Origin of the sequence: Providencia sp. PROV252, assembly GCF_033676005.1 — a bacterium.
Classification (GTDB): domain Bacteria; phylum Pseudomonadota; class Gammaproteobacteria; order Enterobacterales; family Enterobacteriaceae; genus Providencia; species Providencia vermicola.
This window is the reverse complement of the sequence record NZ_CP096295.1, coordinates 162,952-189,138: the sequence shown is the minus strand read 5'-3', so window position 1 is coordinate 189,138 and position 26,187 is coordinate 162,952. Positions and strand designations below refer to the sequence as shown.

The 26,187-nt window shown below is 46.0% G+C and carries 28 protein-coding genes; 6 read left to right on the top strand and 22 right to left on the bottom strand.

Features of this window, described 5'->3' with window-relative positions; all coding sequences use genetic code 11:
- Window positions 1-16: 16 nt before the first annotated feature.
- The 5 genes from M1F05_RS22275 (at window position 17) to M1F05_RS22255 (ending at window position 2,928) form a co-directional block, all read left to right on the top strand.
- A complete protein-coding gene (locus M1F05_RS22275) occupies window positions 17-580 on the top strand; it encodes a transglycosylase SLT domain-containing protein (protein ID WP_042847212.1) in 564 nt (187 codons plus the stop codon).
- Window positions 573-1,106: a hypothetical protein gene (locus M1F05_RS22270; RefSeq protein ID WP_042847215.1), complete on the top strand. Its 534-nt coding sequence runs from the start codon at window positions 573-575 to the stop codon at window positions 1,104-1,106. The genes M1F05_RS22275 and M1F05_RS22270 overlap by 8 nt, the downstream gene beginning before the upstream one ends.
- Window positions 1,103-1,618 carry a FlhC family transcriptional regulator gene (locus M1F05_RS22265; protein ID WP_042847218.1) on the top strand — a complete coding sequence of 172 codons (516 nt, stop codon included), beginning with the start codon at window positions 1,103-1,105 and terminating at the stop codon, window positions 1,616-1,618. Before M1F05_RS22270 ends, M1F05_RS22265 begins: the two co-directional genes overlap by 4 nt.
- Window positions 1,618-2,037, top strand: coding sequence for a hypothetical protein (locus tag M1F05_RS22260; RefSeq protein WP_042847219.1), 420 nt, complete (start codon window positions 1,618-1,620; stop codon window positions 2,035-2,037). Before M1F05_RS22265 ends, M1F05_RS22260 begins: the two co-directional genes overlap by 1 nt.
- A 144-nt stretch (window positions 2,038-2,181) precedes the next feature.
- Window positions 2,182-2,928 carry a hypothetical protein gene (locus tag M1F05_RS22255; protein ID WP_042847220.1) on the top strand — a complete coding sequence of 249 codons (747 nt, stop codon included), beginning with the start codon at window positions 2,182-2,184 and terminating at the stop codon, window positions 2,926-2,928.
- Between the two features lie 52 nt (window positions 2,929-2,980).
- Here M1F05_RS22255 and traN read toward each other — a convergent pair whose 3' ends face one another.
- The 5 genes from traN to M1F05_RS22230 form a co-directional block, all read right to left on the bottom strand.
- Window positions 2,981-5,695: a conjugal transfer mating pair stabilization protein TraN gene (gene traN, locus M1F05_RS22250; RefSeq protein ID WP_196053746.1), complete on the bottom strand. Its 2,715-nt coding sequence runs from the start codon at window positions 5,693-5,695 to the stop codon at window positions 2,981-2,983.
- Between the two features lie 421 nt (window positions 5,696-6,116).
- On the bottom strand, window positions 6,117-9,275 hold the full coding sequence (locus M1F05_RS22245; RefSeq protein ID WP_052219375.1) for a conjugal transfer protein TraG N-terminal domain-containing protein: 3,159 nt from the start codon (window positions 9,273-9,275) through the stop codon (window positions 6,117-6,119).
- Window positions 9,276-9,289: 14 nt separating this feature from the next.
- Window positions 9,290-10,726 carry a conjugal transfer protein TraH gene (locus M1F05_RS22240; RefSeq protein WP_042847221.1) on the bottom strand — a complete coding sequence of 479 codons (1,437 nt, stop codon included), beginning with the start codon at window positions 10,724-10,726 and terminating at the stop codon, window positions 9,290-9,292.
- 21 nt (window positions 10,727-10,747) lie between these two features.
- Window positions 10,748-11,809, bottom strand: coding sequence for a conjugal transfer protein TraF (traF, locus tag M1F05_RS22235; protein WP_237072361.1), 1,062 nt, complete (start codon window positions 11,807-11,809; stop codon window positions 10,748-10,750).
- Window positions 11,787-12,125 (bottom strand): hypothetical protein, encoded by a 339-nt coding sequence (locus tag M1F05_RS22230; RefSeq protein ID WP_166268095.1) that lies wholly within the window; start codon window positions 12,123-12,125, stop codon window positions 11,787-11,789. The genes traF and M1F05_RS22230 overlap by 23 nt, the downstream gene beginning before the upstream one ends.
- Before the next feature lie 36 nt (window positions 12,126-12,161).
- Here M1F05_RS22230 and M1F05_RS22225 point away from each other — a divergent pair, with 36 nt between their 5' ends.
- A complete protein-coding gene (locus tag M1F05_RS22225; protein ID WP_042847223.1) occupies window positions 12,162-12,563 on the top strand; it encodes a hypothetical protein in 402 nt (133 codons plus the stop codon).
- Window positions 12,564-12,614: 51 nt separating this feature from the next.
- Here the strand turns inward: M1F05_RS22225 and M1F05_RS22220 are convergent, their stop codons facing one another.
- The 17 genes from M1F05_RS22220 to M1F05_RS22140 form a co-directional block, all read right to left on the bottom strand.
- Window positions 12,615-12,827: a hypothetical protein gene (locus M1F05_RS22220; RefSeq protein ID WP_042847224.1), complete on the bottom strand. Its 213-nt coding sequence runs from the start codon at window positions 12,825-12,827 to the stop codon at window positions 12,615-12,617.
- 42 nt (window positions 12,828-12,869) lie between these two features.
- Complete coding sequence (locus M1F05_RS22215) at window positions 12,870-13,379, bottom strand: hypothetical protein (RefSeq protein WP_042847225.1); 510 nt, start codon at window positions 13,377-13,379, stop codon at window positions 12,870-12,872.
- Between the two features lie 37 nt (window positions 13,380-13,416).
- The gene (locus M1F05_RS22210) at window positions 13,417-13,806 is read right to left on the bottom strand and encodes a hypothetical protein (protein WP_042847226.1); all 390 of its coding nucleotides are present in this window, start codon (window positions 13,804-13,806) and stop codon (window positions 13,417-13,419) included.
- Window positions 13,807-13,841: 35 nt separating this feature from the next.
- On the bottom strand, window positions 13,842-14,102 hold the full coding sequence (locus M1F05_RS22205; RefSeq protein WP_042847227.1) for a hypothetical protein: 261 nt from the start codon (window positions 14,100-14,102) through the stop codon (window positions 13,842-13,844).
- Between the two features lie 43 nt (window positions 14,103-14,145).
- A complete protein-coding gene (locus tag M1F05_RS22200; RefSeq protein ID WP_042847228.1) occupies window positions 14,146-14,373 on the bottom strand; it encodes a hypothetical protein in 228 nt (75 codons plus the stop codon).
- Window positions 14,374-14,376: 3 nt separating this feature from the next.
- On the bottom strand, window positions 14,377-14,691 hold the full coding sequence (locus M1F05_RS22195; RefSeq protein WP_042847229.1) for a hypothetical protein: 315 nt from the start codon (window positions 14,689-14,691) through the stop codon (window positions 14,377-14,379).
- A gap of 60 nt (window positions 14,692-14,751) precedes the next feature.
- The gene (locus M1F05_RS22190; protein ID WP_042847230.1) at window positions 14,752-15,237 is read right to left on the bottom strand and encodes a hypothetical protein; all 486 of its coding nucleotides are present in this window, start codon (window positions 15,235-15,237) and stop codon (window positions 14,752-14,754) included.
- 98 nt (window positions 15,238-15,335) lie between these two features.
- Window positions 15,336-17,057: a VWA domain-containing protein gene (locus M1F05_RS22185; protein WP_226617179.1), complete on the bottom strand. Its 1,722-nt coding sequence runs from the start codon at window positions 17,055-17,057 to the stop codon at window positions 15,336-15,338.
- A gap of 108 nt (window positions 17,058-17,165) precedes the next feature.
- Window positions 17,166-17,447, bottom strand: coding sequence for a hypothetical protein (locus M1F05_RS22180; RefSeq protein WP_042847232.1), 282 nt, complete (start codon window positions 17,445-17,447; stop codon window positions 17,166-17,168).
- 52 nt (window positions 17,448-17,499) lie between these two features.
- Window positions 17,500-18,765, bottom strand: coding sequence for a DUF3150 domain-containing protein (locus M1F05_RS22175; RefSeq protein WP_052219376.1), 1,266 nt, complete (start codon window positions 18,763-18,765; stop codon window positions 17,500-17,502).
- Window positions 18,766-18,864: 99 nt separating this feature from the next.
- Window positions 18,865-19,926, bottom strand: coding sequence for an AAA family ATPase (locus M1F05_RS22170; protein ID WP_042847233.1), 1,062 nt, complete (start codon window positions 19,924-19,926; stop codon window positions 18,865-18,867).
- A gap of 66 nt (window positions 19,927-19,992) precedes the next feature.
- On the bottom strand, window positions 19,993-20,367 hold the full coding sequence (locus M1F05_RS22165; RefSeq protein ID WP_042847234.1) for a hypothetical protein: 375 nt from the start codon (window positions 20,365-20,367) through the stop codon (window positions 19,993-19,995).
- A gap of 367 nt (window positions 20,368-20,734) precedes the next feature.
- Window positions 20,735-21,850: a lambda-exonuclease family protein gene (locus M1F05_RS22160; protein ID WP_052219377.1), complete on the bottom strand. Its 1,116-nt coding sequence runs from the start codon at window positions 21,848-21,850 to the stop codon at window positions 20,735-20,737.
- 59 nt (window positions 21,851-21,909) lie between these two features.
- A complete protein-coding gene (locus M1F05_RS22155) occupies window positions 21,910-23,454 on the bottom strand; it encodes a recombinase RecT (protein ID WP_042847235.1) in 1,545 nt (514 codons plus the stop codon).
- A gap of 85 nt (window positions 23,455-23,539) precedes the next feature.
- Window positions 23,540-24,229: a single-stranded DNA-binding protein gene (locus tag M1F05_RS22150; protein ID WP_052219378.1), complete on the bottom strand. Its 690-nt coding sequence runs from the start codon at window positions 24,227-24,229 to the stop codon at window positions 23,540-23,542.
- A 466-nt stretch (window positions 24,230-24,695) separates the two neighbouring features.
- Complete coding sequence (locus M1F05_RS22145) at window positions 24,696-25,133, bottom strand: hypothetical protein (RefSeq protein WP_042847236.1); 438 nt, start codon at window positions 25,131-25,133, stop codon at window positions 24,696-24,698.
- Window positions 25,134-25,211: 78 nt separating this feature from the next.
- Window positions 25,212-25,808, bottom strand: coding sequence for a hypothetical protein (locus tag M1F05_RS22140; RefSeq protein ID WP_042847237.1), 597 nt, complete (start codon window positions 25,806-25,808; stop codon window positions 25,212-25,214).
- Between the last annotated feature and the right edge of the window lie 379 nt (window positions 25,809-26,187).

Here is a 26,187-nt window from a genome sequence, read left to right as displayed (position 1 = left end):
GTTAGGGGTAAACAAAATGGGTAAATTACTGTTAAGCGCCAGTGTGGCAGCAGTAATCCTCTCATCTCAAATACTCCCGGCACAAGCTGGGGTGGTTGATTTGAAAGGAACGGCATGGGAAAAACATGCCAAGAATGAATGCGGTCTGGACCCGCATCTCTTATACGCCGTTGCTTTGTGGGAAAGCAAACAGCGTGCCGGTGGCGGCGGTTATGTCGCCCCAAGCCCTTGGGCACTGAATAATGCAGTTTACGGTGCCTACTATCCAAAAAACTACGAAGATGCGAAGCGCGCGCTTAAGCGCTACATAGCCGCATCTAAAGTAACCGATATCGGTATCGCCCAGGTCAACTATCGCTGGAACGGGAAGTATGTCAGCAAGCCAGAGGATCTTCTGGATGTAGACACTAACATTCGGGTTGGCGCGAAAGTGTTATGTAACGCTATCAAAAACTCCCCAGATGACATCGTTTTAGCAATAGGTAGTTATCACACTCCGAACCCGGAACTGCGTGACAAAGCGCGTTGGTACGGTACGAATGTGCTCAGAATCTGGAAGAGGCTGATTGAAAATGGTTAATGAAAACATATCGCTATTGAGCTGCGCTGCTTCACTGGAAACACGCGCGCAATCTTTTTTCCGCAGTCCGTTTGTTCTGTCTGAAGATGATCGCTTAGTGTTAAAAGACAAAGACCTTCTAGCGCAGCTGACAAAATCTGTTAAATCATACAACGTACCTGTTTTTATAGTTGACTACATGCCTGGACGCAAACTTACAGAAGTGGATAACTTCGTCCGGCATGACTCCTATATTCTTCGGCTTGCACTTCTCGTGTACAGCATCAGGGTGAAAATTCTCAACGGCACGCTGGCCGAGTCATTTTACTGGTTGGGCTCCGATGAAGCGTTGAATTTCATTGAGCGGCTTGACGATAGTCAAACCATTGACGCCATCATCAAGGGCGAACTGTATATCAAACCGGTTCGTTCGCTGCGGGAGCTCGCTTCTGGGGAGTGGAGCTCTGTTTTTGGCAGTGATAACCCGCACATGACTTTGCCAGCTTATTTGCAATTACGTTTTGAACATTGGAGCACAGATCTATGAAAGCCGCACTCGTAAAAGATGAAGACATTTTTGCTTTGGCACAGCGGATGGTCAAACTGGGCTTCCGTCGTCGTATCATTACCACGTCGCTTAATGCAAGTGACCGACTCATTGACCATTTGAAAAAACAGTTCGGTCAGGAAGAAGTGGCAATCGGACGCTTGAAACTGTCGGAAACCTTCTTGGCTTCGCAGCCAAAAAAGATGGAGGCAACCAACTTTATGAGCATCTATCTACGTCGCGCGAAGGACCCTAGCAATCAGGATGACATCAGTGAAGTGGTCGATTCGTTTGAAGTGTATCGCGAGTTAAATATGCGATTCAGACCGACTATTGCGGCGGATGTTATGCTTCATCCGAACGAAGCCTGGACACTGGCGCGTGACTTCCGTTCTGATGAGATCCGAATGGTGAAATGCGTACATTGTAAAATGTCCTTTATCACTCCCTTTGATGGTGATCGTTCGAATAAAAAGCATAAGTGCCCGTTCTGCGAAGATAAGGCTCATTAATGCAAACGCGAACTTTGATTGGAATATTCACAGCGTTAGCTTTGCAGGGATGCACTTTTCATACGTTGCCTGGCAGCCAGTTGGTTGCTCCCGGTTATATGCGCGTGAATCTGTGCCAAAAGCTGGACTCGCCCGAGCTTTGCAAGTCGAAGTTTGGCGAGTTCAAGAAACGGCTGATCGTGAAAGACATTTCCTCCACGGCGGGGTATATCATTCCAGATTCTGTTGGTTGGGGATGGGTGGTAAACAAAGTGAATGCACCTTTTGTTTTCTACGACCCGGAACTGAAGACAGAAATCCCCCCTCTGGAAGGGGAATTTATTCCGGGAAATTTCGAACCAGCCCTTAAAGTACCTTGCACGAAAGATGCGACATGCAGCCACCAGCAAGTGCTAACCGCTTGGAAAGATTCAATTTAAATCAAATTCACAGTGTTAGATCCCTTATTTAAACAATAGGGGATTTTTTTTAGCCAGATTTCTTCGTCAGCTGTCATGGCGGGGTTACTATGCTCTCAACACGAAAAACTACTTACCTGCAACTCTACGAATAAGGTACCGAACATGAAAAAGATTCTGACCGCTTCTTTGATTACTCTGGCAATGGCAATGACGGGCTGTGCTTCTAAACCTGTTCCGATGCCGGTGGATACCAATCCGTCGGAGGCTTTACAGTTTGCCCGTGCAATGGAGATGCGCCAAATTACAGATGCAGGTGATAATTATGTCATCTATAACAAGCTGGTTGACGGCGGGCGTATTCTCCCACTTGAGAATCCAGTAAGAGCAGGAGAGGTTGCCAAAACTCAACGGTCAGGTGCCGGTACGGCAGATGTTGTTGGTGGGTTGGCTATTAAAGATCCATTCATTGCTTTAACAGGTTTTTTAACCGCGAAAAGACCTCAGCCTTATACTGATGGGGTTGTTTTATTCGGTTCCTGGGCAGGGGGAGACCGGGAAGTAGATCAGTCTCAAATGTTTGAAGCCTTTAAAACCTTCGCCCCTAAAATGGCAGGTTTTAATGAATATGAACTATGCGGGCAGGACAAGAGCTGGAGTTGGTTCTCGTTAAGTAAAGCTAAAGAAACCGGGCACCTACCAAAACCGCCTGTTTTAGTCAGCCCTGAAGAGTATCGCTCTGGGTACGCATCGGCCTGTTTCTTCTATCTTGCGGCGAAAAAAGAAAACATGCCATTGATGAAGGAACTATCTGTGGCCCTTGGTGCAAAACGAGCTCTGTTTGTGCCAGCCTCCCAAGAGCATGCTCCGTATGTGTTTTACAACGGTAAGGTTCTTGAATTCAAAAACTAATATTACAGACGAAAGTAGAAACCCCGCCAAAACTGAGCGGGGTTTTTTATGATTAACGCACTTGTATTGAAGCGCCTGCTTTATCCTTCAGGTCATTTATATCAACGCTATCAACGCCATCCTTGAAACGGTCGAGGCTGTTTTTACGTTTACCGTCAACGTTGAGAATGCTGCCTGAACCGGTAATGCTGTCGAGATTGACTGATTCGGGCGTTGGCAGTAAATCGGCTGAGTAAAGTGAACCAATCCATTCCGACAGATCGACTTTTTGGAAGTCAATTCGACCAAACTCTTCCAACGTTAAGCCACGGCAATCCGGATTCTTGTTATCACCCCAACCAATGCCCAACTGGGCGCGCCCTTGTTCTTGGAAAATTCGCCCAATCTGTGAGTTGAACGTGCAGTAACTTGACCGTTTTTCAATGCACTGCCCTAACACTTTGGATTGGCACCAGCTATCGATGAAGGTCGCAAGTTTGGTTTCTTTTTTCACAGCAAGCTTAAATTCATCTGCTGTACAAGCCCAGATGATGTTTACCAAGATGTTTGCAACCTGATATGCCATGTAGGCATAACCGACAACGGAAATAGCGGAAGTAAGGGTGGAAGACAGCTCTACAGAACTGGCTAATGCGCCGTCGGACCCGACCGCAGCAACCGATTCTGACCCAGCAGCTGTGCCCCCGGCCTGGAATAACGCATTTGTTACGCTCGAACCAAAGGTGTCCAAAGTCCATTGAGCAACTTGTTTAGTTAAAGTGCCCACCGCCTGATCCATCATTTCTCCGATACCGAGATCTGCAATTTTATCTGCAACCGCTGACCCTGCATTACCAGTTAAGCTATCCAGTGCAGACATTGCAGGTTTAGTGATTGCATCAATAGCACTGTTAGCCAATTCAGAACCCATGTCGAACATGCCTTTACCTTGCTCGAACATGCCCGCTTTAACGGCCAGCGCATCTGAAACTTTCAGGGTGTAGTAGGTTAGCTGAAGATACTCAATCCAGCTGACATCAACAGGCTGGTTGCAGCAATCGACCCAGCCACCCAGTGCTGATTTACAAGTAGCAGCTTCACCTTTGAATAAGGTGCAAGTGCGATTGACGTTGATAGTTTCATCACCGCAGGTCATTTCGTTAACCGCGTAAGTCGCCGCTTGAAGCATTGCGACTGCCGTTTGGAAGTCTCCACTAGGTTCCGATTCTGGCGTTAAACAGGTACCGTTGATGCACTGCACCGCTCCAGCACACTGGTAAGTCTCGGTTTGTGTAGTGCTTGGCACTGTAACATCTTGACCGCAGTCCCAGGTCTCAGAAGCTTGCCAACAACCGCTTTGCCCACCAGCTGCGCCTGTGATGCAGGAAGACTTAATAAATTTGCAGGCATTGTTATTATCAAAGTCTTTGCATGAGTTATTCACTCCGGCATCAGTACCACAGTTAGATACAACGGTTGCACTACGGCAGAATGGGGAAAGCCCGCCGATCGGTGGTGTTTTAAGATCCTTTTCGCACACAGTAACCCCATTGATATAAGCGCAGCCATTCGCGTCAGGTGTGACTGTTTCATTGCAGGTGACCGAATAGTTTTGGCAATAACCCTGATTGACTGCATCCAGAAAAGTATTGAACCCTTCTTGGTTGTCGGCAATCCATTCATCTTTGCTAACGGCCTTAGATGGGTCGTAGCGAACTTCCAATTTCGCATAGCCTTCACCATTGCCATAAACTGAAACGCGTGTTTTGAAAATCAGTTCATCGCCGTCTTGTACTTCCTGGAAGTTCTGAGTCACGTCAGCCTGTGGATCAACACGCCAACTGGTATCCAACTCGCAAGGCCCTTCGGTTTCTGGTGGGAATAACTCACCTTTGCTGTAGTTCCAAGGTCGGTATTTCCCATCAGTACCTGCATCCTTCATTCCTGCAACAGGGCCCGCAAATACTTTTTTCTCACCAAGGTAGATCTGCATATAATCATCCCAGGTTGCGTAAGTCAGTTTTGCACTGGAAATGGCTTGCGGGTTGTAAACGCGAACACCTGTATATTCTTCATATATTTTACAACGACCATCCCAGTAGTTATCGCCGACTCTACCCACCCAAAGAGTTACGCAGGCTTCACCGCAACCTTCAATGTTGGCAGAACCGGAGCTATGGCTCAGGAAGCCTGCCACGTAAGGGTGGGTTAAACGATAGGTGCCACTGACGCTGGTGGTGCGAGTGCACTCTTTATAATCAGGAATGTGTTGCTTAACACCGTCCGTATTCAGTTCGGAGGTCATTGAGCAGTCATCCAGATCCTGCATGTATTTATCCTGGTTCGCCAAGAAATCTTTGTGTTTGTCAAAGATAGAATCCGTGGCTTTCAGTTTTGCAGTCGTTTTCGTTGAGCCTGAAACGGCGCGATAGGCTTCGCCTCGCAATGACGATTCAGAGGCAAGTGCAGAACCAGTATCAAAGCCTAACTTTTGGGTTTCACCATCATTACCATACACGGATTTCAGCTGATCCAGGGAGGTGGATGACGCCTCGCCAGGATACACGTTATTTAAGTTAACGGCCTCACCATCCCCATACTGAACAGTGCCGTTACTATTTGCAGAAAGACCGGGTAGAGACTTATAGAATTCAACCGCTGACTGAGCATTTGCTGCCGAGTTTGCCGAGTAAGCGTAGGGGGCATACATCGCTACACCCAAGTGGCTCATCGTGAACAACGTGCAGACCGTTTTTGAAAACCAATTTTTCCTAAAAAGGGTTATCATTCGTAATCACCTTGTAGATTGCAGGCATTGATGGCTAGGCGTATCACAGAAAATTTCGTCACCTGAAAGAACTGTGAGAGAATCAATGCATAGAGACGCCATTGAGCAAGCATAAATCAATGACGTATACGGGCAACAAAGAAGGGCAGCAAAACGAGGTGCTTTTCTTTTACTGATATTTGGGAGTAAAACATGAGTACATTTGGCGCACACGGCGTAGCCTATCTACCCCCCATTGTGGTTCACAGAGTTCCAATAAGCACGAAAAAGTCACCACCCAAACCACCGGGGATCCAAAGAGACATTGCGCTTTGCATGTTTTGGCTGGTACTCAGCGTTCCCGCTGCTTATATGCTCTATATCGGTTGAGTTTTTTAGGCCAAAAAAAAACCTCCGACTGGAGGCTTTTGTATGTTAAGGGTTATTTCTTCTCGTTATCAGACATCAGCGCCTCGACAGATTCTTTTACGACATGAGCATCAGTACGATGCATGTTGCTCTTCGTGGATTCTACCTTGCCAATAATCGCCATTGCTAGCTGCTGATCGCCGCCTTCAAGCCTACCGTTCACATATTCACCGCCGGTTGCGAGGGTGACAGCGTGGAAGGCCTGAATACGAGCGTGTTCCATTTGCTCTGGCGTATTGTCTTTGTCTTTGACGGTACCGTACAAGTGTGAGATGGCATTTTTAGCGTATTCGCCTCTTTCACCTCCAACACCAGTTACTTGAGAAGCCATTTCCTGTCCCTGACCGTAACCTTCCTGATAAGAGAACCCCCCCGGCTTAATGCCGTTTGAAACCTTGTCTAAGGCGCTTTGAACCTTAGGCATCGCATCCCCCGTCATTCCATAATTTGATTTGTTCACCAGTTCATATCGTGCAGCATTGCCTCTCATAGTGTTGAGTTCTTGGGTTGAACGGGATTCATGATTCTCAACCTGTCCTTTATTATCGAAATGCTGATCAATAACGTGCCCCTGGGCTGTGCCTGGTGCTGATTGGGCATAATTACCAGCTATGCCTGCTGCTGCCTGACCCTGGGTAGAACTTGAACCATTATTAACACCACCAGCAATACTATCGATATGCGCTTCGGCTTGCTCTGCGTTAGCTGCGATCCCTTGGTTTGCCCTGGCAGCATCAGCGCTGACCTCTGGTTGTTGCGAACCTCCACTAACGAAACCTGACAGTTTAGCTACTTCGCCAGCTTGACCTATTGAAGCCGCTGCGCTGAACTGAGCGAATGTATGCGCATCTTCCTGTGTCATCCCTAGTGAAGAGAGGCGTGCTGTATCTTCGTTGATCCGCTGAGATAAGTCTTCGCGACCAGCCAATACCTGAGTTAGTGCGGCTTGAGCTTCGTTGCTACCTCCAATGGATTGCGCAATCTGTGCTGAGTTCATGTTTTGGCCCAGAGAGCTACTCATCGAATACTGTTGTGCTTCAGAATAGGATTTTTGAGCCGACTCCTGTTTTTTATAAGCTTCACCGTATTGTTGGGTTGCCGCAGTGCTTTGTCCTGCTGCCTGCATGCTGCTGTAATAAGCCATTGAAGACTGTGACCTGATTTGACTGAGTTGCGAGCTTAGCGCGTCACTGTTTGAAGCGTTATCACTGCTTGAGTAGCTCGCGTCCGCCGTGTGAGTTTTACCTTTTGAAGCTGACTCATTACGCTGTAAGGATGCCGACCCAGAAACTGAGGCACCAGACCCTCCAATTTTCAAACCAGCAGATGCCTCAGCGCTACCTTGAACAGAGCCCATATTCAAAGCTGTCAATGCTTCAGCTTCGGAAGTCCCGTTACGCGAAGCGACATCTTGAACAAACGAACGCTGGGAAGAGGTTAGAGAACCCAAAGCAGCTTGCATGGCATCCTGGCTTTGTTGAGACTGGGTTCCATTTCGCATGTTGGAAGCAACCTCTTGGAACATTTTCCCTTCTGATGCAGAGCGTTCAACCGAGGCTGACTCGACGTTCTGTTTAGCGCTGGCGAGGTTAGTAGAAGCAGATTGCTTCATATCAAATTTAGGCAATGCGGAAGATGCACCACCCATGACAGACCCACTGGAGCGATCGAAGTTCACATCAGCGCTTCGGTTGTTCATGGCTGGCGCGTTCGATACATCAGGAGCCATCTGCTTGGTATCAGCTGCGTGAGGCGCAGCGGCGGAGTTTGCCAGTGAGTTAAAGGCGACCGAACTACCCCATACGATAAAGCCACCCAATGCAGGGATCATCGCATATAAATTCCCAGCAAGGCCGATGCTTTTTTGAGTTTCAAATAGCATCAGATATAGCTTATCGAATGAAATCGGATCTATACCATTGAAAATGGCAGACAAGTTAGTTTGAGTGTGAACAAGCACGTACATGTTTACAACTGCTGCCAGTGGCATCCAAGTCTGAGTCCAGATAATGACCAGAAAATATTTCATAACCAAGCGAACACCCATAATGCCCAGACCGAATAAAAAGGCCATGAATGGCGTAAGAGCATAGATTAGCCCTTGGAAAATTGGCATAAACGCCGCCATCCAAGACAGGAAAGACGCGCCGGAGGATGCCCACTGGAAGGCTTGTTGGGTTTGCGTTTGAGTTCGGGTGATAGCAGCGGCACCTCGGAAGGAGGCTTCATATCCATACTTAGGCACATCACGAAGGTAGGGGTACATGATCATCGTCATTTGGAAATCACGCATCGTTGTACCGCTTAGGTTGTAAAAATTCATGATCTCCTGAACTTTTCTGCTCGTATTACAGACGTCACCATCGCCCTGACAAGTCCGGCCCAAAGCGGCATAAGAACGCTGGTAGGCTTTACGGAACATGTCAGAAGAGGATGCATGTTGCATGATCAATTTATCAAAAGCATCTGCACAAGAATATTGTGAAGATACACCTTTCATATCTTCCATTCCTGGAGCCCAGCCCACCATATTGCCATCATAAAGCACGACGTGCTGGAAGCGGTCATCAGATCTCAGCCCTTGCACGCCTTGAGTGCCTCTATAAAGAGTTGAGTAGGTTTTCGCCCCCCGAATAACATCTTTAGTCACGCAGGTTTTCATATAACTTTCCACGCTTCTGGCGAAATCTACACGCGGTTTTTCGTTGGCTAAAAACCAGCGCATTGGGTTTTTTAATGTGTCATAAAGAGACGTCATTGCCACCAATGGATCCAATGCACCATACTCAGTCATTGAAGGAGTGGAGAATGCTTGCTCCATTTTTTCTGTAATTGAATACCCGACAGTGGATATGATGGAGGCCGATGCTGCAAGGCCTGCCGGAACGTTATCAACTGCACGGAAACGTCCGCTAGTAACATCTTCGATGTTGACACGAGCCGAAACCTGGAAGAACACCATATACATGACAATACAGACGGCCATGTTTTGGAAGGAGACGGTTTTACCTGCTGAAATAGCCGATGAAATAACAATCCCGATCACCCCTAACAATGCAGCAATGCGAAATAGATCTGAGAACATCCCACTATTCATTAGCATTGCAACTGCGTTGAAAACATTATGCATAAATTCAATGTCACCAACGGTATATACGTTCCACTGAGTCATTTACTCATATCCTCTTAGAGTGCGCCGTCTACCGACCCTTCACCTTGATATTCAGTTAAAGGCAGGGATTGCATGTAGGACTGGAAGGTTTCCTGGATCTTCTCTTCACCGCCGTATCTGGCCGCTAATGTGCTATAGGAAATTGCCAAATTACGTCGCGCATCTTCTATCAACTTATACATCTCTTCGTAGTAAGCTGAAGCAGAATCATCGTTAGACTGCGCCATACGGGCCCCTGTTGCTGCGGCCGTTAGTAGATCACTGAGGTATTGATTCGCAGCCGAGTAGGATAGGACAGGTGAGATGGCTCGAATATACGAATGACTGGCGTTCAGGTCATGCCTTGCCAAAATGATAGCTTTATTACCAGCGCCACCAACGTTGTAATACCCAGCCTGTTCATGCCGCTCTCTAGATACTTCACCACCCGATTTTGCCGAAACCAGATACCCATCATCAATGAAGAATTTATTAATGGTGTTAGCAACGCCATTCAAGCCAATTTGCTGTTGCACTGGGTTTTCGCACGTTTCGGTTTGGTTTACGCAACTCCACATATGGAAGGCGGGGTCACCATGAATAATAGAATCCAACACGGAGCTAGTTGCCAGAGGGCCAAGTCGAACAACGCTTTTTTTAATGGATCCGTCTTTGTCTGTACTGATATCTTTTCCAACAATAATCGTACCAGTGAGAGACATAACCAATTCTTTCTGTTGTTGCTCAGAGCCTTCGAATTGAGATGAGAACTGTCCATTTTGCAGCAAGCACCACATGAGGTTGCCATAGTCGCCACAAGGCTTACGTTTCCCTGTATCACCTTTGACTTTCTCTGGGGCTTCACCACCACCTGAGTTACCCCACATTGCCTTGAACTGGTCAACAACACCATCAGACGAGAGTTGGGATGACACGGACATTTTGGCATTTTCACCAAATGCGGAAGCTGTATCTACCAGTAATCCTTTTGCTAATTGGCAGGAGTTAACGGTCAGATCGTTCATTTGCTGAACAACAGCCTGCATTTTTGAAATGGCATTATCCAGAACTGCATCCATTGCGTTAAGTGCCAGCTGAAAAGCCAGACCAGCCGCGTTAGCGGCGATGTTACGTAGCATCTGAACAAACTGCTCGGCATTGATAAATGAGAAAGACCCACCAAAAAGGTCGATCCCTCCACAGCCGCCCGACGCGGCAGGAAGATCGATTGTGACTGGCGTAAGAGTTCTTAGTTTATTTCGGAGAACAAAGCCCCCACCAGTGTACCCATCACGAGTAATGCTGTGATAATCTCCCGCGCCAGTTACATTGGACATTGAACCGAACATACTATCGAGCTGGGTACTGATATCCGCAGCATTGGAAGAAGACGTGAACACACCCGACAGAGCAATCGATATTGCTAAGATAGTGCGTTTGAGCCCTTTAGATTTTTGATGTTGTAAAACCATTTTTTGTTACTCCCGCTACTGTTATTTCGCCTTTGTAGATGCTGCGTAACCAGATTTCTTCTGAATGTATTTGATAAAGTCGTCCGAGTTCTCCAGGTACTCTTCCGGCATATCTTTCAGGATGCTCGAATCGATATACCCATTGTCGTTATATGGAAGCGTGCTTTTGTACTGCTCGTTGGTGATGAGCCCCGAGTCATGTGCAATCATGATTGTGCGGGATATCAACTGATCGGCACTGAGAGGCCCGAATGAAAGAATCCGCGTTGCCTCTGGAGGAATAGCCAGTGCGAGCGCAGGAGTGTTGGTGATCTGCAATTTTGCTGCTTGACCAGTATCTGCACGCCAGTTCTCCATGATGTTTCCAGGCATTGGTTTACCATCAATCGAAATTGGAATAACTTTCATACCGGTCATGTAAGTGAACGTATTCATGATCGCCGCTTGTTTCACACAGATTGAGCAATCTTCGCCACGGAAGAAAAAGAAAACCCCAGCGCGTGTGGCAATGTCTTTTATAACAAGCCGTGAGTTTTTTTCAGCCTCCGCAGACTGGTCCATAGCGCCGAAGGTAGACGTAGAGCGACGACTGCTTTCATCAATCAATGGATCTGTAGATGTCACTAAGCGCGCCATATCAGTAAACCGGCTCGCCTTGTCCAACATAATGCGCTGCGCAAGGTAATAGGCCCGGACGTTTTCCTGGGTTGGCTCGTCAATTGCGCGGTCACGTAATTTCTGTACGTTTTCACGGTACCAGGCCACGGTAAAGGCTTCAGGCCCCTCTTCAGGAGTAACCGCAACGGAAGGTTCAGGGACAGGCATTTGCTTGTCCTGCTCTACGGTTTTGTCCGCTTTAGCAACAGTAGTCTCAGGTTCGATTTCTTTCGGCGGTTCAGGAGGCATTTTTTTCCAGAACCAGCCTTCTTCTTTTCCATCCAGAAACGAGGTACCTCCAGCGGTAACCTGCCCGTTGGAAGCCTTTGGTTTATTATCTTTGCCACCCTCTGCTACCGCATGAGCAGAGAGCACCCCAAATACCAGGGTAGCGATGACTGTTTTATTGAAACTTTGGAATTTCATCTTCATTACCTTTGGTAAGAATTGCCGCTATCCTGTCAGTCCAAAAAAAGGAGTTTTTCCCCTTAAAAACCCTGGCTTTTTCAAGCTGTTGGCACAGTTGATAGTGTCTATATCTTTGTTGCCCGATCTTCTTAATGATGCTTTCGGGTTTTATACCAATTTCCTTACAGGCCTCATCGAGGGTCATGCGTCCGCCGTACTTACGTTCAAGTTCACGCTGCAAGCTGAGACGGTTAGAGTCAGTGCAGAGTATGGCTGGCAGCTTAAAAACAGGCATGAGCATCGAACGGCTGTGAGCACATACGAGAAGTTTCATCAAATCCCTCATCTGATGAATCAATGAGCGGTCATTTTGTCATACACAGGCAAGGAAAACGGCAAAAAAGGCCAGCAAAATGAGGCCAAAAACCGGTGTTCTCAAAGGGTTGAAGGAATCGCATGTGCTTGCGTTTTGTTTACCATCCTTCCGTTGTCTGTGAATGCAGCTCCGGTTATGGCTGGTAAAAAAAAGCAAAAAAAAACCCTGTCCGAAGACAGGGTTTTGGGTGGTTACCCTAGGCTGGAATTACGATTTGCTCTTGTTGCGAGTAAACGCGATCGGCATCGAGACAATCAAAAGAACTTTGATGACAAAGTCCTCTGTCACCTTGATGCCAAAGTGACTACCGAAAACAATCACCATGACAGCAATTGCAACAGTAAAAACAAGAGAGAAGAAGCGAAGGGTATTAAGTTTCATTTTAGGGCTCACTGAGGGAAGTTAAGCACAACGAGGATGTTGTGCGGAGGGGAAGTTAAATCGAAGTTATAGAGAGTGACGCAGTTTCATAATTTTACCGTAGACATCCTGAAGGATGAGCACGATGAAATAAGCGGCCAATGCAACACAACCGGCAGCAATGACAGACATGACAACAATAACAACTACCATAGTCATGACATCAAAGCTGAAAAATACCGTTGCAGCTACAATGATTACCGCAGGAATCAGCGGCAGGAATTTAAATATGTTTTTCATACATCACCAGTGAAAGAGAGTTTGTGGACAGCAAAAAAGCAATTAGTGAAACAGGTGTGCTTTTAAACCGATGGTGTAACGAGAGTAGATACCACCAAAGAGAGAATCTTTGAAAACATCCGGTTCTTCATTATCAGACAAAACAGCCTCAGCCATCTCCACGATACTCACCAACATCTGCGCGCAGAATGAGTTTTTCTTAAACAAATCCCGGTACAAACTGGTATGAATCACCCCATTCAAGTCCATCGCCAAGTTAATCAATAATGCTTGATTAACAGACAGCGAAGGGCAGTCAGGGTCATTGAACGATTCCGTACCAACACCAATTCGGTTCATTGCAAGCAATGTCCGAACCTCGCCTTCCAAATCAGCAAAGCGATGATTGATGTCAATATAGGTTTCTTCATTAATCACCACACCGAGATCATCGCGTAAATCAGAACCGCGCGAGTAATCTTCTTCATCAACGGGCACAATTTCCAAAAGGATGTTGCGAACAGCGATAGGGAAAGTTGTGGTGTAGCTATTGTCAGAGGTAACGTAACGCATGAGAAATACTCCTGTAGATAAAAATGAAGGGTAAGGATTACCAAACACATTGTTCTTTCATGAACTCGGGCTCATGTGCCACGAAACGAACAGCCTCAGCCATCGTTGAGTCGAAGAACCTGGAACACAAACTCCGGCCAAGCATGACTATCTCTTTTTTGAGAAGGTCAAGGCTAGGGTCGGAGAAACGGCCACATGCACAACAATACGCAAAACGAGTCGCCAGCTTTAATACCTGGGATTCGTTCTGATTAATACCAAACGCAGTATTGGCAATGCCAAGTCCACGATCGTTAAGCAATTTCACAGTTAACATATCGGAATGAATTAACGCCAAGTCAGCTTGCTCCTGAACATCAGAAGTGGGCCAAAGGCGCATCTTTTCAGATACGAATCCGTAAATGCTCAATTCGACAGAATGAGACATACGTACCTCTTTAATAGATTTATGAATTTAGAAAATTAAAAGATACCGGGCTTGCAACGAGCCAATGCGGCCAGAATGCGTTCGCGAGCAGGGGAGGGGCTAACAGTTGCCTGAATGCCTTCCATCCAATCCTCAACCGGTATGCGGGTGAATTTGTCGTCTGTATTGCGGATACGAAATGCAATCACTGCCCAACGTGATAAAGCATATTTAATACAAGCTTCATCACCCGGAACGACAACGCCACGCAGTTTCGCGGAAGCGTTATTGTATTCAATCAATGCACAAGCACTCATACAGTTCACCAAAACGAAAGGCCCGCTACGGGGCCTTTGCTTTTCAGAAGTTAATATTATCGTTTACTGTGACAGGAATAGGATCCTGATGTGCAGCAATATCGATGAAGTTAAAACGTTTAATGTTGGTGGCGCGAAGCACTTTGCCAGTAGAGAGCACAAAGGTCTCAACATCAGCATGGCGACTATCAGGCCAGGACTGAGAAATTGAGGTTTCGCGGATTAAATATGACCGTTTATTTGATGTGAAAGACACATAAGGTATCAGCATTGCTTAACCCTCTGAGCCCATCAGACCGTAGCCGTATGTCGTTAACGTATGCACTAAACACAGTGCATCAACGGTCATGTACGGCCACCAATTACCTGTCTCATCACGGAAGAAGTGTATTTCTAGTGAATCCGGGGCCATTGGGTGGTACGTATTGATCACGAAAGACTCTTCAAAAACGGGTAGGTTTTCAAACAAACTAACACTACGCTTTGGTGAATTGCCATGCACGTAACCAATGAGGTCATCAATCATTTCAACGGTAAAGCCGCTTTGTGGTTCAACGACAGAAGTATCAAAATTAATATATTTAGCCATGATGAATATCTCCAAGAGAAAGTAAAACGCTGACAAATGCCAGCGTTATTCTTTAAGCGGTTATGCACACTTCCGAGCAGCTTCGTTCGGGTAGTAGTGATAGAACGCCTTCTTGTATTTTTCGAAACCGCGACGCTGTGATTCAACGAAGTCCATATTTGATGGCGCATCGTAGTGGTTCGACTGAATTAAACGATCTTGTTCAGCCAGGTCATGCTTCCAGCGATGCAGAACACTCATACGAGTCTCTTCTGGGTCCAGTTTGGCGAAGAAGCAGCAGCTAGTGAAAGAGCACAGATCCGACTGATTTTTATCAGAGAAGATCCAGAGAATTTCATCAACACGCTGTTCAACGTTGCTTCTGGGGGCCGTCATGATGTACAGAGAGTCACGAATAATTTCGTAAGCCATCTGTTGCGAATAACGCAATTCATAACGATCATCTTTGGCAGCGCAAATTGCTTCATAAGTCCGGTCGTCAGCTTCAAACAGTTCGTTGAAGGACAGCTGATTTTCATGAGCAAATGCATTTTTGGACATAGTCATTTTGATCACCTTTAATAGATTTAAAATAAATTTAGGAATTAAAAACCCGGCCTCATGCAAAGCAGGAGGCTAAGGATTTGTTTAGGAAGGTTTTAAAATTAACGAGTTAAAGCTTTGCGGGAGACTTCGAGAAGCTTTCCGCGAAGGGCAGAGACAGAACCTACAGCAACACCAGTATCATCGAATAGAGAAGTCATAATGTTTGAATTAGCACCGCCGAAGCCAATACCAATAACAATCACACCTTCTTTTTTCGCGTCATTAACCATCTGAATAACAGGCCCGGAGTTATCGGGCTTACCATCAGTGACCACGACCATGACATGGCGATCAGCGCGCGCATTTAGCAAGTCACTGAACGCAGGCCATAAAGCTTGTTCCAGTGGCGTACAACCATTTGCGCTAATACCAAATTGCTTAGCGTTAACCGCAGCCCGGAAGCTTTGTTCACGCGCTTTTAGCAAGCCAACGTTATTTGCGGTGGCATGTGGGAAATGATAGGCCGAAGTCGAAACACCTTTGATGCCGTCCAACGCAAAGAGCAAGGAGACAACAGCGGCTTCAGCTTCAACCATGTCAGAACCCAATGAACTGCTTGAATCAAGCAGAACAGTAAAGGCAGAGTTGAACTCAACAGCTTTAGATTTGTGTCGGAATAACTTGGTTTCTCCTAAAAGAGCCGAAGTCAGCCGACGCGTATCCATAACACGACCCGTTTCTTTGTGTGTACGACGAGTTTGTTGCATACCTTGTAGTAGCCCGTGCATTGACTGACGAAGGCCAGACGCAGCCTGAACACCTCGGAGAACCGAAGCTTCTCTGGTTGCGTGACGCTTAGCCGGAGCAATACCGAACGGGGTAGCAGCAGGTGTGCGTTCACTTGGAGAAACGTTGTCTTTAATACAGTCATTCAAGCGTTCACCAGCACCTTTAATAACCTCGTTGAGATTATCATCAGTGACATTGGCAAAAGGGTCTGAATGGTCTGATTTAGACGGTGTTGAGCTGGTAGAAACGCTGGTGGAAACATCACTGCCAGAAGCAGGGCTGTCACCATTTTCAGGTTCATTACCAGGCTGAGCGGAAGTACCTTGAGACGATTGACCGTCAGAAGAGCCATCGCCAGCATCTACATTAGAGTCAGCACTATCATTATCTTCGCCAGGCTGTGAGTTATCACTGCTTGGTTCGGATTGTGAATCGTCACCGGTCTCAGGAGGCAGATCATGTTGGTCTTGTTGATTATCGTTAAAAGCATCTACTGCAAGATCGTAAAGACGACAGGAAATATCCAGACAGTCGGCAATGGAAGGCGCGTTAATCGCCAAACCGAGAATGTCCATCGCTGTATCAAACATGTTTTGTCCGAATAAGCGAATGAAGTCTGATTGGGCTTGATCAACAGGAATGTTAAGTGCGTGATACCGTTTGAAACCACACAAGAGTAAACCGTTGATAAATGCTACAGCAGGATCATCAGTTGGTTTCGTGTCCTCATTAAAAACAAAGTGATTTAACGCTTTGAGAAATGAAGGCACTCCGGGAAAGCGACGACCTATCGCACGTTCAATACGAAGATCTTCGGTTATGTTTACCAACTTACCAAGAACACTTGGGTTGTAGCCTTGTTTGGCACGAGCAGGAATGTCTTCTTTCAGAATCGGAAATTCTGTGTATTTGACATGCGCAGCTTCGTGAACCAAATAACCCAGAAGGACGTCAGACAATTTTTCAGCATCCTTATAGAAAGGAATGTTGATAGTGAATGAAGAACCTTGCTGAGAAGCACAAGCCGTAGAACCACCAACAGTTACATTCACTCCGAGCTGATCGCTCAGGGCGCGTGCAACGACGGGCAGAGAGTTATAAATACCCATACTTACCTCACAATAGATTTAATATAAATTTAAAAGGACGAAAACGAGTCGTTAAGGACGTTTCAAACAGGTGCGAAGGTCACCGTTGTCAGCCAAACGTAAAAAAAACGTTTTGCTATCCAAAGTCACCGAGGCGTTTTGCAGTACCTGTTGCCAGGTAAAGCGGTAGAGAGAGTGAGACGGGCCTAAACGGAGGATGTCGAAATCAGTTTCAGAAACACCAAGCCAGGGCAGGGTATTACCAAACAACACAGCAAAAGCCATAGGAAGCTGCTCACCGTATTTACTAAACTCAACAAGTAACTCGTTGTTGCACAAAAGATACTTTTGCATAACCAAGTCCATATTTAGGAAATTAAAAAAGGCCCGTAAAGGGGCCTTAGATTTAGAACATCATGATCCCATCGTCTGAATCGGTATCAGCAAAATCCAGATTAACTGGAGTAGCAGAAGCCGGGGCATTCAAATCGACAGCGGCAGCAGGAACGACGAAAGAACTCAGCAGCGCGCTATCATCAACAACTTCAACAGAACCAGCAGGCTGATTAACTTCAACAGTGCTTGACGTATCAGCCACTGTAACAACCGGGTCTGCAACAGGACCGGCCGGAGGCAAGTCGAGTGGCAGGTCGGCCAAGAAGCTATCATCAATCGTTTCAGCAACAGCGAATGCGTTCGTGTGTGGAACCACGTCAGCAGGAGTGGCTGGTGTTGTTTCCAAAGCAGGTTGTGCTGGTGGAGAAACCAAATCGGTAGTCGGCAACTCAAAAGAGGCGTCGAGAACCAAAGAGGCATCCAAACCAGAATCAGCTTGCGGATTTGAAAGCAACGATACAAACGACTTAGCAGCTTGTGGATCGCGGAGGTTGTTTAGAAGGGATAATGCATTGTTGTAGTCTTGACCGGTAACTTTGCCTGTCAAAGGTAAGTTATCAAGCACTTGAGACATGTACTCGCACAGACCTTCAACACTGGGGTCAATAAACGCCAGAGTACGAAGTTTTTCAGCAGAACGACGTAGCGGATTCAGTGTGTGTTGACTGATTGCATCTTTGCTATTCAGGTTCTTTAAGAACTTGTCAGCAACGGAGGCAACGTCTTCATAGACTTCATCTGCTAGACTTTTTACCTGACTTGCAAAACCATCTTGAATGATGGCATTGCCATAAGGAGTGATATGAATCGCAGTAAACCCAAATTGAATTTGGGAATCCATATAGCCGATATCAATCGCGGCATCGCGCACAAGGATTGCACGATACTTTTCCTCAAATGAATTAATCCAGCCATTAAAATCAGCCTTCAAAAATTCTTTTTTGTAGTCATAAAACTCTTGCTTCACATCCTTCAGTTCATCGATGAGTGCATTGACCTTATCCGTTGGGACAGCATAGCCGCCCATGAAAGCAACACCGTAGGACAAACAAGCTTTCTTAGCCTTGTTCTTAAAGCGTTCAAACGGGTTAATCAACTGCGGGTCAATCACTTTCTTAGAACCAAGAGACACCATGACTTCTGGTGGCAGTTCGGCATTTTCACCTAAGTCTTGACGTTGCAGCTTTTTACGGCCGCTAATGCAGGAAATCTCAGAAAGAGAAACCAGGATTAATTGGTCTAAAACTTGAGTGTGAGTTTGGTTATTCGTAGACATATTAGTTACCTTTTATTTATAAATTTAAAATATTAAAAAGGCCCAGAAATGGGCCATTATTTATTTAGAGAATTGCATTTAGAGAGGTGTTAACAAGGTTTAACCGAATACCGCTTTGAGGATGGCATGCAGAGCACGCTTATCATCAGCACCGGCACGGTTACCGATTTGTAAGTCGAAGGAAACTTGCAGAGCTTCAGGCATTTTGGCCTTATTCATCAGCGAGAAACGTTCAACCCAGGCAATCAGCGAGCGAGTAGAGCACGTAACAGACAATCGCGTGTCTGGCGAAACAGCGGATACCTTGACAGAAGAACTGTCATTGGACTGATTAAAATCACCAGCGATATCACTGCCGACAAACAACTTACGAATGATGTTAGCGATTTCAACAAACTTACCTGCGAGCACTTCATCTGAAATGAACTTCTTGATTAACGAGGTTTCAACGTCTTTTGGCATGTAATTCGCGTTGATGAACATATAGCGATCGAGGTTCGCGACGTTCAGCACTTTTACACCACCATAGACACCCGTTAAATCACCTTGGCCGATCGAGTTGGCTGTAGCGACAAAACGGAAGTTAGGATGCTTTTTGATCACTTCGTTGGTTTCAGGAATAACAAGATTCCCACCTTCTAAGATCGCGTTAAAAGCGTTAGCACAGCTTGGGTCAAGTTGGTCGTATTCATCCAAAAGGAAAATGAGGCCAAATTTGTAAGCAAGTGCCAGAGGACCATAAAGGAAGTCTGTACGGGTATCACCGGTCATTGTGTCGCAAACGAGACGAAGACCACCGACAAGACTATTAATGTCCAAATCCTGAGAAGCTGTTGTTTTCATCAAAGGCCAGTTCAGTCGAGCGGCAACTTGCTCAACAATACTGGTTTTACCGCAGCCTGTAGGGCCGGAGATCCACAGCGACTGACCCTGAGGGTAGTTAATCCACATCAGGACAGACGCACGCAGAGACGGCTCAAACACGTAATGATCATTTCGGCTAGGGATGGCAGCACTGAATGCATTATCCGCAGCGAAACCAGCATACGGTTTAACCTGCGCTTTCATGTGTTCTGGAATGACAACGCCGAATAATTCCGGAGAGATTGCGACGTTACGAACCAGGGTATCAGCAGCTAGAGTAGTGTTAAAAGTAGACATGTATTACCTCAATAATTTAGATAGATTTAAAAGAGTTAGGGAATTTAAAAGTGAAGAGTCGTCGAATTAAGCAGCAGGAGAACAGCAAACCAGATTGGAATGTGTATACCGGCTACTCATTTGTCCTTGTTCACAGACAATCGACTTAGGTGCATAAGTGGCAAACGCCGTAATACCACGCTCGGAAAGCGCGGTGATCAGGGTTGGCATAAAGTAGGTTTTGGCATAAACCAAAACACCTTCAGCCTGGTGACGGGAACACAGCAGCAAAGCGATATCTGCTAGTTCGTCGGCACGTTGCTGCATTAACGAAACGGTGGGGCAGTCATTGAACGAGAGTTTTTCACGAATGATTTGTGAAATGTCACGTTCAACATCAATCACACCCATTTCGCGTTGTGCGTCGGATGCTTTATATGCAGTCAGATTAACGATGGACATGGAGAGACTCCTAAAATTAATAGATTTAAAAGGTTTAAGGCCTCAGAAAAGAGGCGAGATTTAAGGTATTGCAAAGTTCCAGTAGAGTGACTGGAGGCACTTGTTGTTCTCAGCTTGAGAACGAAACACCGTTTTCGACGCATAAAAAAACCCGCTGCTTAAAAAGCAACGGGCTATCGAATTTGGTACAGATATGCGTGTGCCGTGTGAATGAGAGTAAACGCATTCAGAATGGCGATATGGCCGAAATTAGGTGTTTAGGGGCAGGTTGCCAGAAGTTAGGCGGTGTGTACCGCACCGCTACAATAATCAATTCTTACAGCTGGGTCAACAAGAAAAAACCCGACCGAAGTCGGGTGTGAGAGAGTTAAAACAACAACAAGGCATTGTCTTCAACACCGGTGAGTGCATCTCCTTCTGCCACAACAGGTTTGATGGCTTCAGGTGGAATATAAACGCTGTCCTCTGGGGAAGCTTCATACTCATAGACAGACAGGCTGGAGCGAAGAGACTCCTGAGTCACACAGTCCGGATATTGCTCAGCAGTCACATTAAGACGCTCAGCGATCATTTTCCAGTTAGTGCGACCTTTGACTTTACTTTCCAGATAGCGAAAACCAAACCCATCAATACGGACAGGGTCTGTGCTTTTGAAACCAAGACCTGTTGCAAGACCTTGAATCGACGCCTTAAGCGTTTCTTCAAGATTAGACAACTGGGCTTTCACGGCTTCAAACTCGGCTTCTTTGGCGCGGACATTCGCAACTTGACGGCGGATGTCAGCGATACGAGCAGAGAGATCATCTGGAGCAGTAAATTCACTGGTTTGGGCCAGAATATCGGCATCAGAAACCAGCAGGATGTCTTGCTGTTTATCAAAAGCCGGAGCTACCTTTTGATTTAAACGTTCCCAGAACTCTTTGCATGCAGCAAACAAACGTGTGAAAGCGCCCTGGTTAGGTTTGATAAGGAAAATCTTCGGCTGATCTTTAGCGGACCAGAAAACAAGATAAGCTTGCGGGGCACCTGTTACGAATAACTGATGCTGCACCTGCCAGAAGTAATATTTAAATTCCGGCGAGGCTGAACCTTGTTCGAGGATAGCTAAATGTTTTTTCTCTGAGAGATTCTTGATCTCCAGTACAGAACGGTCATCGAGCTGTCCATCAAGCGAAGCTATCATGAACGGGTACTTGGCATGTCGAACGCAAAAGGGTGAGGCTATTTGCCCCAATTCACTTTCGCAGTAAGACCGCGCAAGCGCTTCGAGTTTGTTACCGGCATCCACCTGCTTAATCGCAGATAGATCTTCAGAAGCAAGCAAGCCTGCATACTGAAGGTATAACTGATAAGGCGTTTTCATAGCTCCAGGCGCACCCAAGAGAATTGGGGAGCATGTTGCCGTAACACCTGTTCTACGCCATTTGTGCCACTCTGGAGTTCCTTGTTCAATATCGACAATTTCACAGATTGAATCAGACATACGATCACCATTAATAAATTTATAAAATTAAAAAACCGGCAATAAATGCCGGTTATGTTTTATGCTGCTTTAGCTGTTGAAATCAGGTTGCACAACATCTCTTTGAGACCTTTGTGTTTGACTGAATTCAAGGCAGATTCAAGTTCGTCGAATTGACCGGACTGAAGAGCTTGAGAGTAGAGCACTTGCATGGAGTTAGTTTCAGCTTCAACAGAAGAAACCCACTGGGCTGCACTGGCTTTAAACTCCCCGTCAGCAAGACGATTAACAAAGTCATTTGCGATCCCAAAATCACACATGTGAACTGACTCAGAAACTTTCGTACTGAGCAGGTCACGGCGCGATTGTTCCAATTGACGTTTTGCGTAAGCCAATTCGCTGTCGTTGAAAGAAAATGCGTCTTTCAGTTCGGCGATCATGGTTTCGTAAGCCAGCGTTTTTTCTGCGCGGGTAACGAGTTTCGCAATTCGTTTGAAACTGCTTTGACGAACACCTGGAATTTCAGACATCGGAACTTGAAGTTCTTCTGGCTGAGATCCACCCGCATCAGACTTGGGTTGAACATCAACTGGAGCTGACTGAGCTTCCTGTGACGCAGGCTGAGATGCCTTCTCAACGGGTTGGGCCGATTGCGCAGGGGGAGCGACGTCATCATGAGCAACAATTTCACCCTCAATAACACTGTCGTCAGCAACAATAGGCTGAGATGAAGCAACATCATTGTTAGCAGCCTGAGCAGCTTGACGTTGAGCCATTTCAGCAGCAGCAGCTTCAACAGGGACATGAGCGGAAGACTTGAACCCTTCTTCACCGTAGGTATTGAGATAATCAATCACTGCGCTGATTCGAGTTCGGTTGCCTGGGATTAAATGAACGGTTTGTTTAAGGGCGGATTTCAGAACCATTTTCCACGGGAATGTTGTCCACGGAGATAATGCTCTTTTATCAACTTTTTTCCAAGATTCAGAAACTGCGCGAGCAGCGGCTAAATCTTCAACAGTTACAAAGTAAACGAGGTTGCGGCCATCTCGCATGAGAAAGTCCACATAGACACCACGGAAGTTACCGCGAGCGCCTAAGGTACCTTTATCCGTCACCGTCAGAATCAAATCCCCTTTGCTAGCAAATGGGTCAAACTCATGGATCGGACTATTACGACGACCTTGTGGCTTAAATACTGCATCATTCTCAAACACCAATTCAGCAACAATGTCTTGGCAGAGTCCTTCATCTGTAGCCATTTTGATCAGGCCGAGATAAGAGACATCCAAGATCACCCGATTATTGCGTGGAACCAGATATGCCTGTTTCTGTGCAGGGTCGAGTGTCAAACCGGAACTCGCTAACTGTAAAAACGCAGTCTCGAAAGAACGCGGGTTAGTTAACGCAATACCAGTGAGATAGTCACTGTTGTTAATGATGTGCTTGGCAAACACACACTCTCTCTGGAAAGAGATATGTGGGTGCATTGCAGCCTTTTCAAACTGACTACCTAGAGTCATCATGTGACGGGTCACTGTGTCAACTCTGACCGTGATGTCAGTGTTGGCTCTTTTCGCGTTATTGTTGTCATAAGCGCGACGGGCATTGTTCGAATAAGACATGGTAGTACCTCATATTTAATAGATTTAAAAATTGACCAAACAGATATGAAAACGCCACTCAACGAGTGGCGTTTACTGCGGAGTATTAACCGCGCATATCGGAATAACTGCCATTACTAACCATTGCACGAGCTGCAATGAGTTGGTCTGTGACGGTAGGCTTTGTAGAAGGTACGAAGATCGCACTGCTACGAGCTGTCACAGTTTGCTTAACGGTAGGTTGTTGAGCGGGCGGCTGTTGTTTGGCTTCTCTCTTGGCTGCGGCACTTTTCTGTGCTTGCTGGAGTGCTGCACGGAACTTGTTACCGATCGTTTTCACTTCGTCATAACTCATCTTCTGAACAACTAACTCAGCATCCAGACGCGCCTGTAATTCAGGCGAACGCAGTGGTTGTTGAGTTGGTGTCGAAGCAGTGATTGGAGCAACGTAAGACTGAGGATTAGCATCATTAATTCGCGTATCAACGACCAGGTTGGTCGCAATATCGTGAACGGAGAATGCATGGAACTCAGTACGCTGAACATCGGAACCATCTTTCACATAGCGAGCTGTGCGAGCGATAGCTTCGATAGAGATCTCAGAGTCTTTCTTGATGGTATTGTGGAGAAAATCAGCAACTTTACCGAAAGCCTTGATAGGGAAAAACTCAATCACTTTTTGCGAGTTGATCTTCATTTCACAACCCAAACGGAAAAAAATGACAGAGTCATTACCGTTTTTAGCGGGAGTATAACGAGGGTCGATCGCTACTTTACCTTTAGCTTTGGAGAACATAGTTAATACCTCAATTAATAGATTTAAAATATTTAGAAAGTTTATGCCTGGAAAGGCCTGACTAGCCTGAGGTTAAATCTCAGGTACAGTCTGTTTAGGAAGGGAAGTTAAGGGTATTGCAATGGCCAGTAGAGTGACTGGACGCACTGATATTCCTCAGCGTGAGGAAAAACACCGGTTCGACGAGCAGCAAAAAGCCCGGAGCCTTATAGGGCACCGGGCTGTCGAATTCTGTTTTGTAGGCATGAAAAAGCCGTGAGAATGAATGCGGGATTCATTCGTAGAGGCGCTGGTGGCCGAAATTAGGTGTTTTGGTTAAGGGCTATTGCCGGAAGTTATGCGATGTAATCGCCAGAACAGAGTAAGCGATAGGAGCGTAAGGGTCAATCGAAAGGCAAAAAAAACCCAGCATAGGCTGGGTTTCTTGGGAGGTTAAGATGAAAAATGATAGAAGAACATTCGAAACTCAATGATACGCAGCAGCTAATTGAAGGTATCGACGATGAATGAAGTCCAGGGTGGCGCGATAGGTAAAGCTATTGGAGTAGCTCGTTCCATCCAGATGGACAAAGATCATGAATGCGTCTTCTAGACGTGAACGATCTTTTTTTCTCAATCGATTCTTACCAATATTGCATGCTACTGAAGCCAACATGAATTTAACTTTGGCCATCAACTTGATAGCTTCAGTCCGGTTTTTAACGCCGCATTCACGAAGTGCAATATCATCATTTTGACTGATACAAAGAGGGCAATCATCAGCACCTTCATGGTGACAGCAATGCCATCCACAATCATTACAATTGAGGGTATAGGTATTGCGGGAAGCATCAAAGCCTTCCAACTGACAAGGACTACCACAACGAATACAGTTTTCGAACGTGGAAGCATTAATGATAATCATAAATCACCTTGAAATTAATAGATTTAAAATAGTTAAAAGCCCAGGAATCTGGGCTTGTTTAAGAGAGATTAGTGAATATCAGCTAACAACTTCCATGATCCAGAGACCACGACGTTTGTCAGTTTCAAGGTCGCGATAACCAGTCACATTACCCTTGCGATCAAGAACCTGAGCTTTACTGGTGCGCACTTCGGAGTCTTTCCAGAAAACAACAGTGTCACCAATTTTAGCACCAGAATTCTCGACAGCTTTTTTAAGACCAATAGCCCAAACTTTATTTTGCCCTTCGATTTCAACATAGAAGGACATATCGTTTGAACGGTCATTTTTCCAATGAGCCATACCAAAAGAAACCAACTTACCTTCGTGCTCAGTGATAACAGTGCGAGAAGGACGCTTGGCGCTTGAAGTGGTGGAATCATCAGAATCGTCAGACTCATCAAGTTCGTCATCTTCAGTAGAGAAACGAGACATGATTTGAACAGCCAGAACAACAGCTGACAGAGTCAGACAGCCACAGGCAATGATTAAAGGAATAGTGGATTGCACAAATCCAGCCGTGAAAATATAAAAAGCAATGCCAGCTGGCACTACGAACGAAGCGTTCTTAGGACGCCAGAACAACGAGAGGAACATGCCAATATAAACAAAGCCTTGCAATTCGAAAGAAGACATAATATTCACCATAAATTTATATGCGAAGTCCGGCCACAGAGAAACACCCTGAAATGTGAGGATTCAATGGATGTAAACAAAGCGACAGACATCGTAAAAACGAAGTCCGGACACAGACAAAACGCAGGAGTTGAGATAAGAGGAAGTTAACAATTTTTTTGGTTTGGATTGAGATCCAAAAATACCCTTTGCTAGGGCGGCAAGGTGACATGTTTTGTTCAAAGAACAAGAACACGTCAGAGATGCTCTGGCCTGATTTAGGCGTGCGAAACCCGTGAGGAAAGCCAGTTAGGCTACCAGGGGGCGGTGGTATATTCACACCGAAGTTACGGGTTCGCGTTTGAAGTTATGCTGAGAAGAGAGTAGGCCATCAGCTAGG